Below are 17,701 nucleotides of genomic sequence, written 5' to 3'. Positions count from 1 at the left end.
TTTGGGTATAAAAAAACGGCAGGGGCAAGCCCCTACCGTTGTTATCGGCCGTCAATCGCGATCCTTTAGAGCAGGGACAGAGCCAGCTGCGGGATCTGGTTGGCCTGGGCCAGCATGGCGGAGCCGGACTGCTGCAGCACCTGCTGCTTGGTCATCTCGGCGGTCTCCTTGGCGAAGTCCACATCCTGAATACGGCTGCGGGCGTCGGCCACGTTGGTCTGGATGTTGCCCAGGTTGTTGATGGTGTGGCTCAGACGGTTCTGTACCGCACCCAGGTCAGCGCGCTGGTTGTCGATCATGGAGATCGCGCCGTCGATGATGTCGATGGCGGATTGGGCGCCGTCGGCAGAGGAGATATCGATGGACGCTACGGTGCTCAGAGTGGACTGAGTACCGGAAGTCAGTTGCCCTGCATTAGTTCCACCGATGGTAAAGGCGGAGTTGGAGCTGAAGCTCAGAACGCCGTTGGCATTGCTGCCGTCTGCGGCAGTGAATTCGGCACCCAGAGTATCCCCAACAACTGACTGCATTTTGATAACAGGAGTATTGCTACCACCACCGCCAGCTACGGCAGCATCAAATGCCATGTCAGCGCCGGACTCCTGGGTGATGCGCACCTTACCCTCAACCATGGCGGCGGACACGCCGGTGGTGGAGGACTGGGAGTTGATCTGGTCGATCATGTCCTGTTCAGACTGTGCACCGGTGATGGTGGCACCGCCGATCTCCCAATCCAGAGAACCGCTGTCGAAGTCGATATCACTCAATTCAATGGTGTTGGACGCGGTGGCAGTTACGCCGGTAGAACCACTGACGTCATTGATTTTCTTGGCCAGGGTGGACGCATCATCGTCAACGGTGGTGGTGATGGTTTCCGCTTTGCCGCTCACGGCGTTGGTAATAGTAAAGTCACCAGCGGTATAAGCTACGGTATCTGCACCGATTACACCGGCTACGGTACCAACAGTTTGACCAATCTGGCTGGAACCGATGGAGCCGGAATCGGTGCTGCGCAGGGCGATGTTGATGGTTTCATTGGAGTTGGAACCCACCTGGAAGCTCTGGCTGCCGTAGGAGCCGTCCAGCAGAGTCTGGCCACCGAAAGAGGTGGTTTCTGCGATACGGTTCAGCTCGGTTTGCAGGGCAGAGATCTCTTTCTGCATTGCGGTGCGGTCTTCGCCGGAGTTGGAGCCGTTAGCGGACTGCAGGGACAGGTCACGCATACGCTGCAGAATGTTGGTGGACTCCTGCATGGCACCTTCAGCGGTTTGAGCGATGGAGATACCATCGTTGGCGTTGCGCATCGCCACGTCCAGACCACGAACCTGAGAGGTCAGACGGTTGGAGATCTGCAGGCCAGCTGCGTCGTCTTTGGCGGAGTTGATGCGCAAACCGGAGGAGAGGCGCTCCATGGAGGTTTGCATGCTGGCACTGGCACCGTTCAGGTTGCGCTGTGCCGTCATGGAAGTGACGTTAGTGTTTACTGTGATTGCCATGGGCGGTCTTCCTCAGTACAGATTCAACGATGTAACTCATCGACTATCAGTGCTTTGCAGCACCGCTTTCCCTTACACACGCTGTTTCGGCCCGAGGTATCCCCCCTTAAGGAAAAAACCTTAAAAAACCGCCACTTTTACCACCACTTAACAGACCGCAAACCCCATAAAAACCAAACCATATTCAACGTCACCACTTTTACCAACACGCAACAGAAAAACGGAAGGCAATCGCCTTCCGTTTTTGGCATCGACCGAAGTCGACATCTCACCCAGTTCACACGGCCAGCTGTAAGGGAAAGCGGTGCGCTCTGTCTGAGGAGAGAGGGGGCCGCGCCCCCAATCCGTTTACAGCAGGGACAGGGCCAGCTGCGGGATCTGGTTGGCCTGCGCCAGCATGGCAGAACCGGACTGCTGCAGAACCTGCTGCTTGGTCATCTCAGCGGTCTCTTTGGCGAAGTCCACATCCTGGATACGGCTGCGGGCGTCGGCCACGTTGGTCTGGATGTTACCCAGGTTGTTGATGGTGTGGCCCAGACGGTTCTGTACCGCACCCAGGTCAGCACGCTGGGAATCGATGCCAGCAATGGCCGCATCAATCACAGAGATGGCGTCCTGAGCACCTTCCGCGCTGGTGATGTCGATGGCGTCAACGCTGTTGATGCTGGAACCGGTCACACCGAACACTTCAGAGATGTCAGCGGTGTTGTCGTCGGCGACACCGAAGCTGTTCTCGGAGGTCAGTACGATCTTGGAAGTGACTGCGGGGTTGTTGCTGTCGTCCGCCGCGTTACCGTTCAGGGTTACCGTGTTGGTAGAAGCACCACCGGTAATCGCCACACCCGCGACATTTTCGGCAGTCAGGCTGATGTCACCGCTGTCGGTCAGCTCCGCTTTGAAGCCATCCTCATTGAGCTTATCAACCAGACCCTCTTTGTTCATTGCAAATTCGGACAGGTCGTAGGTTTTGTCACCCACTTCAAGAGAGCCCTGGTCACCGGCGGCCAGACCACTGATGGTGGCGGTTACTTCGGTTTTCGCTTCGATACCAATGTCGGCGTTATTGACCGCATCCGCAATGTCCTGAGAAGTGGTGGTTGCCGCCAGAGTGATATCCACCTTGCCATCGCGGCCCGCTACGGTGATGTCACCAGCGGTGGCACCCAGGCCAAAGGAACCATTGCCGTTGTTGGCGATGGCGGCACCGGCGGCACTGCCCGCACTGTCGATTTGCTGGTAACCGAGGGAGCCGGCAGAAACGTTGGACAAGCTAACGCCGATGGTTTCGTTGGCGTTGGAGCCCACCTGGAAGCTCTGACTGCCGAAGCTGCCATCCAGCAACTGCTGGCCACCAAACGCGGTGGTTTCGGCGATGCGGGTCAGCTCGGTCTGCAGCGCAGAGATCTCTTTCTGCATCGCAGTGCGGTCTTCGGCGGAGTTGGAGCCGTTGGCGGACTGCAGGGAGAGGTCACGCATACGCTGCAGGATGTTGGTGGATTCCTGCATCGCGCCTTCTGCGGTCTGGGCGATGGAGATGCCATCGTTGGCGTTACGCATGGCCACATCCAAACCACGAACCTGAGAGGTCAGACGGTTGGAGATCTGCAGGCCGGCCGCATCGTCCTTGGCGGAGTTAATACGCAGACCTGAAGAGAGTCGCTCCATAGACTGCTGCAGGTTGGCATTGGAGGTGTTCAGGTTACGTTGAGCCGTCATGGAAGTGACGTTGGTATTTACGGTGATGGCCATAACTTAAGGTCCTCTTTCTCTTTGTTCGGCCTTCCCTCGTTCGGTGCCGGCCATATCAAACACTCAACCTGTTTATCGCCCCAGCCGAACTTTGCTTTAACGCTTTTTTGATCTTTTTAACAATGCGCTGATCTAAAAGCATTTTATTTGATCCAGAAGCAACCAATTTGACACAAAAAAGCCAGTGCAAATGCACTGGCTTTAACATGCGCGACACCTTCTACAAACGGATGCCGCCATCCACTTCAACCACCCGGCCACTGAAGTAATCGTTGGCCAGAATAAACTCGACGGCATGGGCCACCTCATCGGGCTGCCCCAGACGCCCCACCGGGACCATCTTCTCCAGGCGCTCCAAGGCCTCTGGTTTCATCGCGGCGGTCATGTCCGTGGCGATCACCCCGGGCGCCACCGCCCCGGTACGGATGCCAAAGCGGGCAAGCTCCTTAGCCCAGGAGACGGTCATTGCCACCACACCCGCCTTGGAGGCAGAGTAGTTGGTCTGACCCATATTGCCGGAGCGGGCCAGCGAGGAGATGTTGATGATCACGCCCTCACTGCCGGACTCAATCATCAAAGCGGCGGCTTCCCGCCCACACAGAAAGGTGCCGGTCAGGTTCACGTCAATCACGGACTGGAACTGGCTGAGGGACATCTTGTCGCTGACCTTGCCCTCTTTGGCCTTAATCAGCAGACCGTCCCGCAGCAGACCGGCGTTGTTAACCAGCACGTTCAGCGCGCCAAAATCCCGACGAATGGCATCGAAAGCGCCCTCTACCTGAGCTTCATTGGTGATGTCCAGGGTGTAGCAGCGTGCTTCAATGCCCTCAGCGGCCAGAGTCGCAACGGCGCTTTCCAGCTGGTCACCATTGATGTCGAGCAGGGCCAGTCGGGCACCCTGACGTCCCAGTCGCTGTGCCATGGCCAGACCGAGGCCACGCGCCCCGCCCGTAATGGCAACGATCTTGTTATTGAGATCCATATCCTTTCCTTATCCGGACTCAGGCGTCCTTTTCAAACTGTTCAAAGATGCTGGAGAAATCCCGGCCGCCGTTGCCTGCTGCGGCGTGCATGCGGTACAGACTGGCTGCCAACGCGCCCATTGGGGTGGCGCTGCCACTCTGGCCAGCGGTTTCCATCGCCAGCCCCAGGTCCTTGGCCATCAGGTCGACCATAAAGCCGCCCTGGTAGCCGTTGCTGGCTGGTGCGGCTTCCATCACGCCGGGGCACGGGTTGTACTTTTCCAGGGTCCAGTTGCCGCCGGAGCTGACCTTCATGATCTCGGACAACACCTTGGGGTCGAGCCCGTGATGACGACCCAGTTGCAGTGCCTCACTGGTGCCGACCATCAGCACCGACAACAGCATGTTGTTGCAGATCTTGGCGACCTGGCCGGCGCCATGGCCGCCAGCATGGAAGATGTTGGCCCCCATCAGTTCCAACACCGGACGGGCAGCATCAAAGCCCGCGTTGCTGCCACCACAGATAAAGGTCAGGGTGCCCGCGGCCGCGCCTGCGGTGCCGCCGGATACCGGGGCATCAACAAACTCAAGGCCACGCTCGGCCGCGGCTTCAGCCACCGCAACCGCACTGCCGGCGTCGATGGTGGAGCAGTCGATCAGCAGGGTGTCACTGGCCACCGTCTGGATGATCCCTTCCCCGCCGAGGTACAGCGCGCGAACGTGCTTGCCCGCAGGCAGCATGGTGATCACCACATCGGCGCCCGCCACCGCACCACAGACGCTGTTGCAGGCGAAGGCACCGGCCTCGGCCAGCGACTGCACCGCCTGTTCGTTGAGGTCAAACACCCGTACGGTGCGGCACGCTTTGACCAGGTTGCGGGCCATCGGCCCACCCATGTTGCCCAGTCCAATAAATGCGATGGTGCTCATACGACGGTCTCCTTCAGATCAGCCAGCGGGTGTTCCTGCCACGGGCTGGTTAACATTTGGGCCATCAGCGAAGCCGGTACCGACGCGATGTCGGGATAGCGCCAGCGCGGTTGCCCATCCTTGTCGATCAACAGGGCGCGCACGCCCTCCACGAAATCCCCCAGTTCAGCGCATCGCACTGACCAGATCAGCTCACGCTGAAACACGGTTTCCAGCGACAACTCACCGCAGCAGGTCAGCTGGTGCCAAACCAGGTGTGCGGTGATCGGGCTGCCCGCCAGAAAGCTCTTCTGCGCCCGGGCCAGCCATTTCTGGTCGGTTTCCAGCGCAGCGACACGCTCAGCGATCAGCTCCAGGCTGCTGCCCGCCATCAGCTCATCGATCTGGGCCTGCGCTTCATGCAGCGTACTGTGTGGCATGGTGGGCAGGTCCTGCTCTTCGATGCCGCGCAGATAGCCACTGAGCAGGTCATGGTTGGCCCGGGCGTCCGCCTGCCAACCCAGAGTCAGCAGCGCTTCTTGCAGGCTGTCGCGACGCTCGCTGGCCACCAGGTGATCCGCCAGCCCAACGTAACGCACATCGGCGCCGTTCATGCTGTAGCCGGTCAGGCCCAAAAAGCGGCCACAATGCCCCGGCATCCGGTTGAGGAACCAGGTGCCGCCCACGTCCGGATACAGACCGATGGTGATCTCCGGCATGGCGATGCGGGAGGTTTCTGTCACCAGACGGTGGCTGGCTCCGGCCATCAGGCCAAGGCCGCCCCCCATCACGATGCCACTGCCCCACACCACGATCGGCTTACCATAGCGGTGGATCAGGTAATCCAGCCGATATTCACGGGTAAAGAAGGCTTCCACTTCCGGGGTTTGTTCGCCGGGATGGTCCGCGGCGGCCTGGTGCATGGCGCGAATGTCGCCACCGGCACAAAACGCTTTTTCACCAGCGCCCTGCAGCCACACGCACACCACATTGTCATCCGCCTGCCAGGACAGAAGCTGGGCATGAAGCGCATCCACCATCTCCAGAGAGAGGGCATTCAGCGACTTTTCGCTGTTCAGAGTCGCCACCCCAATCTGGCGGCCATTGGCGGCCGTTCGGGTGGAGAAAAGCACGGGGGCAGTCATCTTGGTCATCCTCTTACTGGTTCTTCCACTCGGCCCGGCGCTTCTCAAGGAACGCCTGCACCCCTTCTTTCTGGTCTTCGCTGTCGAACAGGTCAACAAAGTACTCGCGCTCCAGCACCAGCGCCTGCTGGCGCGGCATGCTGCGGCCGGCCTGAACCAGGCGCTTGCAGGCGCTGACGGCCACCGGGCTTTGGCGACCCACTTTTTCGGCCAGTGCCAGGGCGGCTTCGACGGCCGTGCCGGTGTCCACCACCTGCTCCACCAGGCCGATGGTTTGTGCCTGTTCAGCACCGATGCGCTCACCGCAGAGGATCATCCGCTTGGCCCAGCCCTCGCCCACCAGGGCAGTCAGGTTCTGGGTGCCGCCAGCGCAGGGCAACAGCCCCACGGTGGCTTCCGGCAGTGCCATCTGGGCCTGGCTTTCGGCGATGCGCAGGTCACAGGCCAGCGCCACCTCAAGGCCCCCGCCCATGGCGTAGCCGTTGATGGCGGCAATGGAGACGCCCCGGAACGCCGACAACGCTTCAAAGGCTTCGCCAAATCGGCGCGCCATGGTGACGGCCACGGCCTTGTCACCACTGGCAAACAGTTTAAGGTCAGCACCGGCGGAGAAGAACTTGTCGCCCTCACCGGTCAGCACCAGCGCATACACACTGCGGTTGCCGTTGAGTTCTTCCACCAGGGTTTTCAGTTCACCCAGGCTCTGTTCGGTCCAGGTATTGGCAGGGGGGTTGCTGATGGTGACCAGCGCGGTGTGGCCACGCTGCTCCAGCTTGATAAATTCCATCTCAGTCATTTCCTGTTGTGGTCAGTCGGGGGCGGCAACCGCCCCCGTTTCGGCCTCAGAGGATGTCGCCGGCGTGCTCGTCCAGCAGGCGGCGGGCAACAATCAGTCGCATGATCTCATTGGTGCCTTCGAGGATCTGGTGCACCCGCACATCACGGACGTGGCGCTCCAGCGGGTACTCACGGATGTAACCGTAACCCCCGTGGATCTGCAGCGCTTCGTTGCAGACGGTAAAGCCCACATCGGTGGCAAACCGTTTGGCCATGGCACAGTAGGCGGTTTTTTCCGGGTCATTGCTGTCCAGCTTAAACGCCGCCAGACGCACCATCTGACGGGCCGCCACCAGTTCGGTGGCCATGTCCGCCAGTTTGAACTGCAGGGCCTGGAACGCCGCCAGCGGCTTGCCGAACTGCTTACGCTCCGTCATGTACTGCTGAGCCCGTTCCAGCGCCGCCTGAGCGGTACCCAGAGAGCAGGCGGCAATATTGATGCGGCCGCCATCCAGGCCCTTCATGGCAAAGGTGAAGCCCTGCCCCTCCTCGCCCAGCAGGTTGGCCACCGGCACCCGCACGTTCTCAAAGGTCACCAGTCGGGTCGGCTGGGCGTTCCAGCCCATCTTGTCTTCGGCTTTGCCGTAGCTGATGCCCTCGGCATCCGCCGGTACGGCAATGGCGGAGATCCCTTTCGGTCCGTCCTCGCCGGTGCGACACATCACCACCAGCAGTTCAGTGGCGCCGGCGCCGGAGATAAACATCTTGCTGCCGTTGATAACGTAGTGGTCGCCATCGCGCTCCGCCTTGGTGCGCAGGCTGGCCGCATCGGAACCGGCCCCCGGCTCCGTCAGACAGTAGGAGGCCAGCTTCTCGCCGGTCACCAAAGAGGGACACCACTGGTCTTTCAGCGTTTCGGTGCCCCAGGAGGCCACCATCCAGGTGGCCATATTGTGGATGGTGATCATCGCGGTGGTGGCGGTACAGCCCTTGGACAGTTCCTCAAAGATCAGTGCGCTGTCGAGACGGGGCAGACCCAGGCCACCGGCTTCTTCCGGGGTGTAGAGGCTGCAAAAGCCCAGCTCTCCAGCACGCTGGATCACGTCCTTGGGAAAGTGGTGTTTCTCATCCCACTCGGCGGCATGAGGGGCCAGCTCCGCTTCCGCAAACTGACGGGCGGCGTCCACAAAGGCCTGCTGGTCTTCGGTCAGGTTAAAGTTCATGGCGCACCCCTTACTTCAGCGCGATGGTCAGGTTCTGCCCTTCAACGATGCCGGACTCAGGCCAGCGGGCAGTAACGGTCTTGGTTTCGGTGTAGAAGCGCACCGCCTGCTTGCCGTAGGCGTGCAGGTCGCCGTAGAAGGAGTTCTTCCAACCGGTAAAGGAGAAGAACGGCAGCGGCACCGGGATCGGGATGTTGATGCCCACCTGGCCCACTTCAATCTCGTGCTGGTACTTACGGGCGGCCGCACCGGAGTTGGTGAAGATGGAGGTGCCGTTACCGAACGGGTTGGCGTTCACCAGGGCGATGGCATCGGCCAGCGTGTCCACTTCGGTGCAGGAGAGCACCGGGCCGAAGATCTCCTCCTGATAGATGCGCATCTCAGGGGTCACGCCGGAGAACACGGTGGGGCCGACCCAGTTGCCGGACTCATGGCCCGTTACGGTGAAGTCAGAGCCATCCACCAGGCAGTTGGCGCCCTCATCCTTGCCGGACTGGATCAGCTCCAGCACCCGCGCTTTGGCGGCCGGATTGATCAGCGGGCCGTAACCGGCTTCCGGATCGTCCCACAGGCCGGGACGGACTTTGGCCACGGCTTCGGCCACTTCCGGGATCCATTCTTTGGTGTTACCCACAAAGACCGCCACGGAGATCGCCATGCAGCGCTGACCGGCGGCGCCCACGGAGGCCCCCACCAGCTGGTTGATCACGGTCTGCTTATCCGCATCCGGCATGATCACCATGTGGTTCTTGGCACCGGCAAACGCCTGCACCCGCTTCATGTTCTCGGTACCGGTCTTGTAGATGTACTGGCCCACCGGCACAGAACCGACAAAGGAGATCGCCTTAACGTCCTGGTGGGTCAGCAGCTGGTCGACCGCATCCTTGGTGCCGTGCACCACGTTGAGCAGCCCTTTCGGCGCGCCCGCCTCTTCAAACAGTTCGGCCAGACGCATCGGGGTCATCGGGTCCTGTTCGGACGGCTTCAGTACAAAACCGTTGCCGCAGGCGATGGCCATCGGGAACATCCACAGCGGGATCATCGCCGGGAAGTTAAAGGGAGTGATGCCCACGCACACACCCAGAGGCTGGATGTAGCTGTAGCTGTCGATGCCACGGGCAACGTTTTCCACGGTTTCGCCCATCATCATGCTGGCGATATTGGCGGCCTGTTCCACCACCTCGATGCCACGCCAGACATCGCCTTTGGCATCTTCAAAGGTTTTGCCGGTTTCTTTGGCCAGGATGGTGGCCAGCTCATCGTGGTGGGTTTTCAGCAGGTGCTGGTAACGCAGCATGACCCGGGCACGTTCGGAAACGGCCACCTCTTTCCACTCTTGCTGGGCCGCTTTGGCCGCTGCCACCGCCTGATTGACCTCGGCCTCAGTGGCCGCGTTCAGCTGGGCAATCGGCTGGTTGTTGGCGGGGTTAGTGACGGAAATGGTGTGTTGACCCTGACCGGCAACGTATTCACCGCCGATCAAGTGATGGACTTGTACTGTCATCGTTTGTGTTCTCCCAGAGAAAACCAAACCGCCGACCGCTGTTGTTGTTATTCGGTCGGCGGCGTGTCCGTTGGTTAGGGCAGTTCCACTGCCAGAGCGGTGGCTTCCCCGCCACCGATACAAAGACTGGCAACGCCACGCTTCAGACCGCGCGCCTTAAGGGCGTGGATCAAGGTAACAATCACCCGGGCACCGGAGCAGCCGATGGGGTGGCCCAGTGCGCAAGCGCCGCCATTCACGTTGACCTTGCCGTGGTCCAGGCCCAGCTCGGAGATCGCCAGCATGGTGACCATGGCAAACGCCTCATTGATCTCCCACAGGTCGACGTCGTTGCTGGTCCACTCCAGCTTGTTCAGCAGCTTGGTGATGGCGCCAATCGGCGCAATGGTGAATTCACCGGGCTCCTGGGCGTGGGTGCTGTGGCCGACGATGCGGGCCAGAACCGGCAGGCCATTGGCTTCGGCGTAGGCTTCGGAGGTCACCACCAGAGCGGCGGCGCCATCAGAGATGGAGCTGGCATTGGCAGCGGTAATGGTGCCGTCTTTGGCAAACGCGGGACGCAGGGCCGGGATCTTATCCGGGCGAGCGTTGCCGGGCTGCTCGTCGACGCTTACGGTAACGTCACCTTTGCGGGTCTGCATCACCACCGGGGTGATCTCCGCTTCAAAGGCGCCGGATTCAATGGCGGCATTGGCGCGGGACAGGCTTTCCAGCGCGTAGGCGTCCATCTGTTCGCGGGTCAGGCCGTAGTTGTCGGCGGTGGCCTGGGCGAAGGTGCCCATCGCTTTGCCGGTGTAGGCGTCTTCCAGACCATCGAGGAACATGTGGTCCATCACCTTGCCGTGACCCATACGGTAACCGCCGCGGGCCTTATCCAGCAGATAAGGCGCCAGGGACATGCTTTCCATGCCGCCAGCCAGCACCACTTCGGCGCTGTCGGCCTTAATCAGGTCGTGGGCCATCATTACGGTCTTCATGCCGGAACCGCACACCTTGTTGACGGTGGTGGCGCCCACCGCCAGCGGCAGTTCGGCCTTGAGGGTAGCCTGACGAGCCGGGGCCTGGCCCTGGCCTGCGGGCAGAACGCACCCCATCAGTACCTCGTCGACCTGCTCACCTGCGAGGCCCGCCTTAGCCAGCGCGGCCTTGATGGCGGTTGCTGCCAGATCGGATGCCGGGACGCTGCTCAGGCTGCCCTGAAAGCCCCCCATCGGGGTTCGGGTGGCAGCGGCAATCACGATCGCCTGTTCCTTAGCCATAGTTACTCTCCAATGTCATGCGACTGTTACAAAGGTTACTGTAGTTTTGACGTTTACGGCAACGTAAAGTTTCGGGCCGTTCGTCTGGGTTAAAACCGCTGAACCCGAGTGTGGGAAAACCGCACCAATGCCCCTGGGAGCGGACTTGGCGGGCCCACTTGTGCCACTTTCCTATCGCCAAATGACAAAGCCGTGGCAGTGTGCCACTGCTCCTACCAGATCGATCTGCTCCGGTCAGACCCGCTCACCGGGGAAAACAGCCCTATTGAATAAAGTGGCAAAGTGACGATTTCTCAAGCGGCTGCCCCGGGGTTATAACCATCGCCAATGGCGCTATCTTGATTGGCTGAAATTCGCCCCCTGAATCCCCCCTCCTATGCTTAAGCCAAGGCGGAGGAGACGATATGGAAAACATGACCAGTTGGGCCTTTCGGGCACTGGAGTTCAGCGCGGCCCTGTTTATCTTCCTGTTGGGGAGCCTGGTGCTGATCGTGCTGGTGCTGTACCTGCGTGACATCACCCAGACTCAGCAGGCCATTCGCCGCAATTACCCGGTATTGGGCCGGTTTCGCTATTGGTTTGAACATATGGGGGAGTTTTTCCGCCAGTACTTCTTCGCACTGGACCGTGAGGAGATGCCCTTTAACCGGGCCCAGCGCAGTTGGGTGTATCGGGCAGCCAAAAACCTCGACTCCACCGTCGCCTTTGGTTCCACCCGTCCCCTTAACCAACCTGGCGACATCATCTTTCTCAACTGCCTGCTGCCTACCCTTAAAGAGGACGCCGTACCACCAGAACCGATCCATTTTGGCCAACGGGTTTGCCGTCAGCCCTACACCACCTCCAGTTTCTTCAACATCTCCGGCATGAGTTTTGGCTCCCTTTCTGTGCCCGCTGTGCGGGCCCTGTCGCTGGGGGCGGCCAAGGCCGGGATCTGGATGAATACCGGTGAGGGTGGACTCTCCCCTTACCACCTCGAAGGCGGCGGCGACATCGTGTTCCAGATCGGCACCGCCAAATACGGTGTCCGTGACGCCGAGGGACGGCTCAGCGACGAGCGTCTGCGGGCGGTTGCTGCCCATCAGGAGGTGAAGATGTTTGAGCTGAAGCTCAGCCAGGGCGCCAAACCGGGCAAAGGGGGGATCCTGCCCGGGGAGAAAGTCACCGCCGAGATCGCCGCCATCCGGGGCATTCCCGAGGGAAAGGACTCCATCAGCCCCAATGGCCACCCGGAGATCCGGTCGGTGGACGACCTGCTGGATATGATTGAGCACATCCGCGACGTCACCGGCAAGCCAGTGGGGTTTAAAGCGGTGCTCGGTGGCACCGCCTGGCTGGACGAGCTGGGCCAGCTCATCCATCAGCGGGGTAACGGCAGCGCACCGGACTTTATCACGCTGGATTCCGCCGACGGCGGCACCGGTGCGGCACCGCAGTCACTGATGGACTACATGGGCCTGCCTATCCGCCGCAGCCTGCCGTTGCTGGTGGCATGGCGCCAACGTTTTGGTCTGGAGCAGCGCATTCGCATCATCGCTTCCGGCAAGCTGATCAACCCCTCCGACGTGGCCTGGGCACTCTGCGTGGGCGCCGATGTGGTGACCTCCGCCCGCGGTTTTATGTTCGCGCTGGGCTGCATCCAGGCGTTGCAGTGCAATAAGAACCGTTGTCCCACCGGCATTACCACCCACGATCCTAAGCTGCAAAAGGGGCTGGTGGTCAGCGATAAAAGTGACCGGGTGGCCCAATACGCCACCAACCTGATGTATGAGGTGGGCGTTATCGCCCACTCCTGTGGGGTCAAGGGGCCGCACCAGTTGTCGCCACTGCACGCGATGGTGATCGACGACCATGGCCTGCCGGTACCGCTTGCCGATCAATTGCCGTCGTCCCCCGACAAGCGCCCACCGGGGGCCTAAACTGGAAGCATCATCGGGAGTTAGGGTGGTAACGAGGGGGAATCGCTGTGGAACCCATCTCAATCATGGCGCTGTGCGGCAGCCTGCGCCGGGACTCACTGAACCGCCAATTGATGCAGTGCGCCATCAGTCTGGCCCCGTCCAATGTGGATTTTCGCATCGGCGAGATCGGCAGCCTGCCGCTCTATAACGCCGATCTGCAGGATGCCGGATTTCCCCAGGCCGCCATCAACCTGCATCAGCAGTTGCGGGCCAGCGATGCGGTGCTTATCGTCACCCCGGAATACAACTACTCCATCCCCGCCCCACTGAAGAACGCCATCGATTGGCTGTCGCGGTTTGACCATCAGGGGTTCGACAACAAGCCACTGGCCATTATGGGCGCCAGCCCGGGACGTCTGGGCACCGCCCGCTGCCAATACCATCTACGTCAGGTGATGGTGTTTCTCAACGCCTGGGTACTGAACCGGCCAGAGGTGATGCTCAGTGCCGCCGATACCGCTTTTGACGGTCAGGGCCAGTTGAAAGACCCCCATCTTGTCCAATTGGTTCAGCGGCAGATGGCCGCGCTGGCCGGAATGGTGCGTTGAGCCGCCATTACAACCCGCTTACCAATCTCCCCGGGCACACCATTGTGCCCACCCCCTCTCCCCACTTAGGTTGATTTCGCAGGTGCAATCACCTGTGAAATCAATTTGTTGAACCCGCGGTACCCGGTTCAGCTCAGAGCCCCCTTCAGTCTCAAGGAACGCCCATGAGCAACCCATTGTCTTCCGGGAGCATCGCGTTGACCCTGATCGTCACCAGCTTCCACTCGATACCGGCCTCTCTGGCCAATGAGTCCACCGCTCAGACTGAGCGCATCGCCGTTGTCGGCACCCGTGCCCTGCCCCGTTCGGTTGATGACTCCCCGGTGCCCATCGACATCATCGATGCCGAGGAGTTTGAGCGCCAGGGCAGCACCGATATGGACGCCATGCTGACCACGGTGGTGCCCTCCTATAACGTCAATGCCCAACCCATCTCTGACGGCGCCACCCTGGTGCGCCCCGCCAATCTGCGAGGCCTGTCGCCGGACAGCACCCTGGTGTTGGTCAACGGCAAACGGCGCCATCGTGCCGCAGTCATCACCTTTCTCGGCGGTGGCATCTCCGATGGGGCCCAGGCCACGGATGTGTCGGTGATCCCCGCCATTGCCCTGAAACAGGTGGAAGTGCTGCGGGATGGTGCGGCCGCGCAGTACGGCTCCGATGCCATCGCCGGCGTGATCAACTTTGTGCTCAAGGACGCCGATTCCGGTGGCCGGATAGAAGCCCGATATGGCCAATATTACGAAGGCGACGGCGATACCCTGAATCTGGCGGCCAACCTGGGCCTCCCCCTGTCCGAGCAGGGCTTTATCAACCTCAGCGCCGAGTACAAAACCGCCGACGCCACCAGCCGCTCGATTCAACGTGACGATGCCGCCGATCTCATCAACGCTGGCAACAGCGCCGTCGCCAACCCGGCGCAGGTGTGGGGTTCTCCGGCCATCGATAGAGACATCAAACTGTTTGTGAATGCCGGCCTCGCCCTGAGCGAAAACAGCGATGCCTACCTGTTCGGCAACTGGGCAGAGCGCACTGCCACCGGCGGCTTTTACTTCCGCAACCCCAATACCCGCGGAGGCGTATTCTCCGGCGATGGCGGCGATACCCTGCTGGTGGGTGACCTCAGCGATGGGATGAACGGCAACTGCCCCGTCGTGCCCATCGTGGATCAGATCCCCGACCCGGACGCCCTCGCTCAGGTGGCCGCCAACCCGGACTGTTTCACCTTTTACCAACGCTTCCCCGGCGGCTTCACGCCCAGCTTCGGCGGCGACATGCTGGACCTCTCCCTGACCGCAGGGGTGAAGGGGGAGTGGGCCAACGGGCTGTATTACGATTTCAGCGCCGGAGCCGGTCGCAACGAAGTCGATTTCTTTATCGAAAATACGGTAAACGCCTCGATGGGCCCGAACTCTCCGACCCGTTTTAAGCCCGGCCGTTATGTGCAGATAGAGAACGGTGTTAACGCCGACTTCTCCTACCCCATGGACACCTGGGTGTTCTCATTCGGCGGCGAATACCGCAAAGAAACCTTTGAGATCTACGCCGGCGACCCGGCCTCATGGACCATCGGCCCTCTGGCCTCTCAGGGGTTCAGTATCGGTTCCAACGGCTTCCCGGGCTTTCAGCCCCGCGACCAGGGCTCCCACAGCCGGGAAAACATCGCCCTCTACACCGATATTGAGAAAAGCGTTGACGACACTCTGCTTCTCGCCGCCGCGCTGCGCTACGAGGACTACCAGAGCTTTGGTGACACCATCAATGGCAAACTCTCCGCACTGTGGGATCTGTCCGAACGCTTCAAGCTGCGGGGCAGCGTCAATACCGGTTTCCGGGCACCCACCGTTGGCCAGGAAAATGTCCGTAACGTGACCACCCAATTCTCCGCCACCGGCCTGCAGGACCAGGCCACCCTGCCGCCGACCAACCCCATCGCAATGCAGAAAGGGGGCAAGCCGCTGGAACCTGAGGAGTCCTTCAGTTACACCCTCGGCGCCGTTGCCACCCTGGGTGACCTGTACGTTACCTTCGATTACTACCATATCGAGGTGCAGGACCGAATCAGTCAGACCTCACCGTTGACGCTGACGGACGATGAGATCCAGGCACTGCTCAATCAGGGTATTCTGGACGCCAGCAGCTTCAGCAGCGTGCGTTACTTTACCAATGACTTCGATACCACCACTCAGGGGGTCGACCTGGTGGCGAACTACCGCCTGAGCAGCGGTTGGGGCGACACCAGCTTTGCCCTGGCCTACAACTGGAACCAAACCGAAGTCACCGACTTCAACCCGGCCAACATCAGTGACACCAAAGTGCGACTGCTGGAGCAAAACCTGCCGCGCCACAAAGGCAACCTGTCCGCCAACCACCGCATCGGCGACTATGATGGCCTGCTCAGGCTCAACTACTTTGGCGAATACTTTGAGGACCACCTGGATTCCGAGATCTTCCCCATTGAGGGTGAGGCCGCCTGGACCGTGGATGCCGAGCTTCGTTACCACATGGCAGATGGCGTGTCGGCTGCCATCGGTGCCCAGAACCTGTTGGATCAACGTGCTGATGAGCATCCCTGGCAGGGCATTGCGGGGGCTCGCTATCCCGCCACCGCACCGGTTGGCATTAACGGCGGATTCTATTACCTGAGATTGAGTTACGACTTCTGAGTGATCATCCCCCTCCCCCCCCAAAAAGTGCGGCCCAGGCCGCGCTTTTTTTGTTCACCATGATCTGCGTTAAGTAACCCAACGAGTTGAGTTGAATGGGAAAATTCCCCTTGGTACAACGGCATGGCATACGCACTTTTGGGGAGACGACGATGCTGTTCTGGCGCGTAATGATTGCCATGGTGGCGGCCCTGATGGGCACCCAACTGCTGACCTGGCTGTTTACCGGAGGGCTGACCATGCTGCAGTGGCTGGTGGTCTGGTGCGGTGGTTTGCTGCTGCTGCCCGCTTTTGGCTTTGCCTACCACTATCCCATTGTGCCGCGCTGGTTTGCCATCGCCTGCGCCAGCCTGCTGTTTGTGACCTGTCAGTTCACCCTGGTGATGGGCTTTATGGTGTGGCTCGACCAACCGGACCCGATGCACCTGTTCCCGCTGCTGATGCACTTCGTGGTGGTGCTGATCCTGATGTATCCGGTGTGGCAGTACGCCTTCGCCGACAAACGCTTCTGGCACCTGCCCCAGGGCGCCACAAAGATGCCGTTCTGAGTCACTCCCAGGGGGTCATGCCCGCCATGTCGTTCAGATCGAACGGGGTCTGCTGGTAGACGTAGTAGTTGAGCCAATTACTGAACAGCAAGGCCCCGTGAGCGTGCCAACTGGCCCGGGGCGGCCGGGTGGGGTCATCCTCGGGATAGTAGTGGTTCGGCACCTGCGGCGTCAGCCCGGCGGCCAGGTCACGGCGGTATTCATCCTGCAAGGTAGTGCGGGTGTATTCAGGATGGCCGGTCACAAACAGATTGCGGTTGTTCTGATCCACCACCAGATAGGCGCCCGCCACATCGGATTCCGCCAGCACCTTCAGGTCGCCATGGGCCTTGAGCTGGTCCAGCGACACCTGGGCATAACGGGAGTGCGGTACCCAGAACTCATCATCAAAGCCCCGCAGCAGCGGCACATGCTCATGCACCCGACGGTGCTGGAACACCCCGGAGATCTTCTCCTCCCGCAGGTAACGCTTGATGCCGTAGAGATGGTAGAACGCCGCGTGAGCCGCCCAGCACAGGAACAACACCGAGGTGGCGTGCTGCTGTGACCAGTCGATGATGGCGCGGATCTCATCCCAATAGGCCACCTCTTCAAACTCCAGATCACCCAGAGGCGCACCGGTGATGATCAGCCCATCGTAGTTGTTGCCACGCACCTGTTCGAAGTCACGATAAAACGCGTTCATATGGTCACAGGGGGTGTGCTTTGAGGGACGGTTGTGGATACGCAGCAGCTCCACATCCACCTGCAGGGGGCTGTTGCCCAGTAACCGTAACAGCTGGGTTTCGGTTTCAATCTTATTGGGCATCAGATTAAGGATAAGCAGCTTCAGGGGCCGGATGTTCTGGGCCTCAGCCCGGGTTTCAGACATCACAAAGATGTTCTCGCCCCGCAGTATTGCGGACGCGGGCAGACTGTCAGGCACCTTGACCGGCATATCGCTTCTCCTTAAGT

Annotated in this window: 14 protein-coding genes; 4 read left to right on the top strand and 10 right to left on the bottom strand. The window is 60.6% G+C overall.

Annotated features, from left to right (window positions below; all coding sequences use genetic code 11):
• Positions 1-65 precede the first annotated feature (65 nt).
• The 9 genes from FBAL_RS05300 to FBAL_RS05260 all read right to left on the bottom strand — a co-directional run bounded on the left by FBAL_RS05300 (position 66) and on the right by FBAL_RS05260 (position 11,024).
• Complete coding sequence (locus tag FBAL_RS05300) at positions 66-1,496, bottom strand: flagellin (protein ID WP_013344541.1); 1,431 nt, start codon at positions 1,494-1,496, stop codon at positions 66-68.
• Positions 1,497-1,844: 348 nt separating this feature from the next.
• The gene (locus tag FBAL_RS05295; RefSeq protein WP_013344540.1) at positions 1,845-3,245 is read right to left on the bottom strand and encodes a flagellin; all 1,401 of its coding nucleotides are present in this window, start codon (positions 3,243-3,245) and stop codon (positions 1,845-1,847) included.
• Positions 3,246-3,465: 220 nt separating this feature from the next.
• The gene (locus FBAL_RS05290; RefSeq protein ID WP_013344539.1) at positions 3,466-4,227 is read right to left on the bottom strand and encodes an SDR family oxidoreductase; all 762 of its coding nucleotides are present in this window, start codon (positions 4,225-4,227) and stop codon (positions 3,466-3,468) included.
• A gap of 19 nt (positions 4,228-4,246) precedes the next feature.
• Entirely contained in the window at positions 4,247-5,137 is an 891-nt protein-coding gene (mmsB, locus tag FBAL_RS05285) for a 3-hydroxyisobutyrate dehydrogenase (RefSeq protein ID WP_013344538.1), read from the bottom strand.
• Positions 5,134-6,261 (bottom strand): enoyl-CoA hydratase/isomerase family protein, encoded by a 1,128-nt coding sequence (locus FBAL_RS05280; RefSeq protein WP_013344537.1) that lies wholly within the window; start codon positions 6,259-6,261, stop codon positions 5,134-5,136. Before FBAL_RS05280 ends, mmsB begins: the two co-directional genes overlap by 4 nt.
• A gap of 13 nt (positions 6,262-6,274) precedes the next feature.
• The gene (locus FBAL_RS05275; protein ID WP_013344536.1) at positions 6,275-7,048 is read right to left on the bottom strand and encodes an enoyl-CoA hydratase; all 774 of its coding nucleotides are present in this window, start codon (positions 7,046-7,048) and stop codon (positions 6,275-6,277) included.
• Positions 7,049-7,103: 55 nt separating this feature from the next.
• Entirely contained in the window at positions 7,104-8,261 is a 1,158-nt protein-coding gene (locus FBAL_RS05270; protein WP_013344535.1) for an acyl-CoA dehydrogenase family protein, read from the bottom strand.
• Between the two features lie 10 nt (positions 8,262-8,271).
• Positions 8,272-9,765, bottom strand: a complete 1,494-nt coding sequence (locus FBAL_RS05265; protein ID WP_013344534.1) for a CoA-acylating methylmalonate-semialdehyde dehydrogenase — start codon at positions 9,763-9,765, stop codon at positions 8,272-8,274.
• Positions 9,766-9,839: 74 nt separating this feature from the next.
• Entirely contained in the window at positions 9,840-11,024 is a 1,185-nt protein-coding gene (locus FBAL_RS05260; RefSeq protein WP_013344533.1) for an acetyl-CoA C-acyltransferase, read from the bottom strand.
• 413 nt (positions 11,025-11,437) lie between these two features.
• Here FBAL_RS05260 and FBAL_RS05255 point away from each other — a divergent pair, with 413 nt between their 5' ends.
• From FBAL_RS05255 to FBAL_RS05240, 4 genes are all read left to right on the top strand, one after another.
• Positions 11,438-12,943: an FMN-binding glutamate synthase family protein gene (locus FBAL_RS05255; RefSeq protein WP_216086825.1), complete on the top strand. Its 1,506-nt coding sequence runs from the start codon at positions 11,438-11,440 to the stop codon at positions 12,941-12,943.
• 47 nt (positions 12,944-12,990) lie between these two features.
• A complete protein-coding gene (locus FBAL_RS05250; RefSeq protein WP_013344531.1) occupies positions 12,991-13,533 on the top strand; it encodes an NADPH-dependent FMN reductase in 543 nt (180 codons plus the stop codon).
• 164 nt (positions 13,534-13,697) lie between these two features.
• Positions 13,698-16,199, top strand: coding sequence for a TonB-dependent receptor plug domain-containing protein (locus tag FBAL_RS05245; protein ID WP_013344530.1), 2,502 nt, complete (start codon positions 13,698-13,700; stop codon positions 16,197-16,199).
• Between the two features lie 152 nt (positions 16,200-16,351).
• On the top strand, positions 16,352-16,747 hold the full coding sequence (locus FBAL_RS05240) for a hypothetical protein (RefSeq protein ID WP_013344529.1): 396 nt from the start codon (positions 16,352-16,354) through the stop codon (positions 16,745-16,747).
• A 1-nt stretch (position 16,748) separates the two neighbouring features.
• Here FBAL_RS05240 and metA read toward each other — a convergent pair whose 3' ends face one another.
• Positions 16,749-17,684 (bottom strand): homoserine O-acetyltransferase MetA, encoded by a 936-nt coding sequence (gene metA, locus FBAL_RS05235; RefSeq protein ID WP_013344528.1) that lies wholly within the window; start codon positions 17,682-17,684, stop codon positions 16,749-16,751.
• Between the last annotated feature and the right edge of the window lie 17 nt (positions 17,685-17,701).

The sequence above is a fragment of the Ferrimonas balearica DSM 9799 genome, assembly GCF_000148645.1.
In the GTDB taxonomy this organism is placed as follows: domain Bacteria; phylum Pseudomonadota; class Gammaproteobacteria; order Enterobacterales; family Shewanellaceae; genus Ferrimonas; species Ferrimonas balearica.
This window is presented reverse-complemented; position numbering and strand designations above follow the sequence as displayed.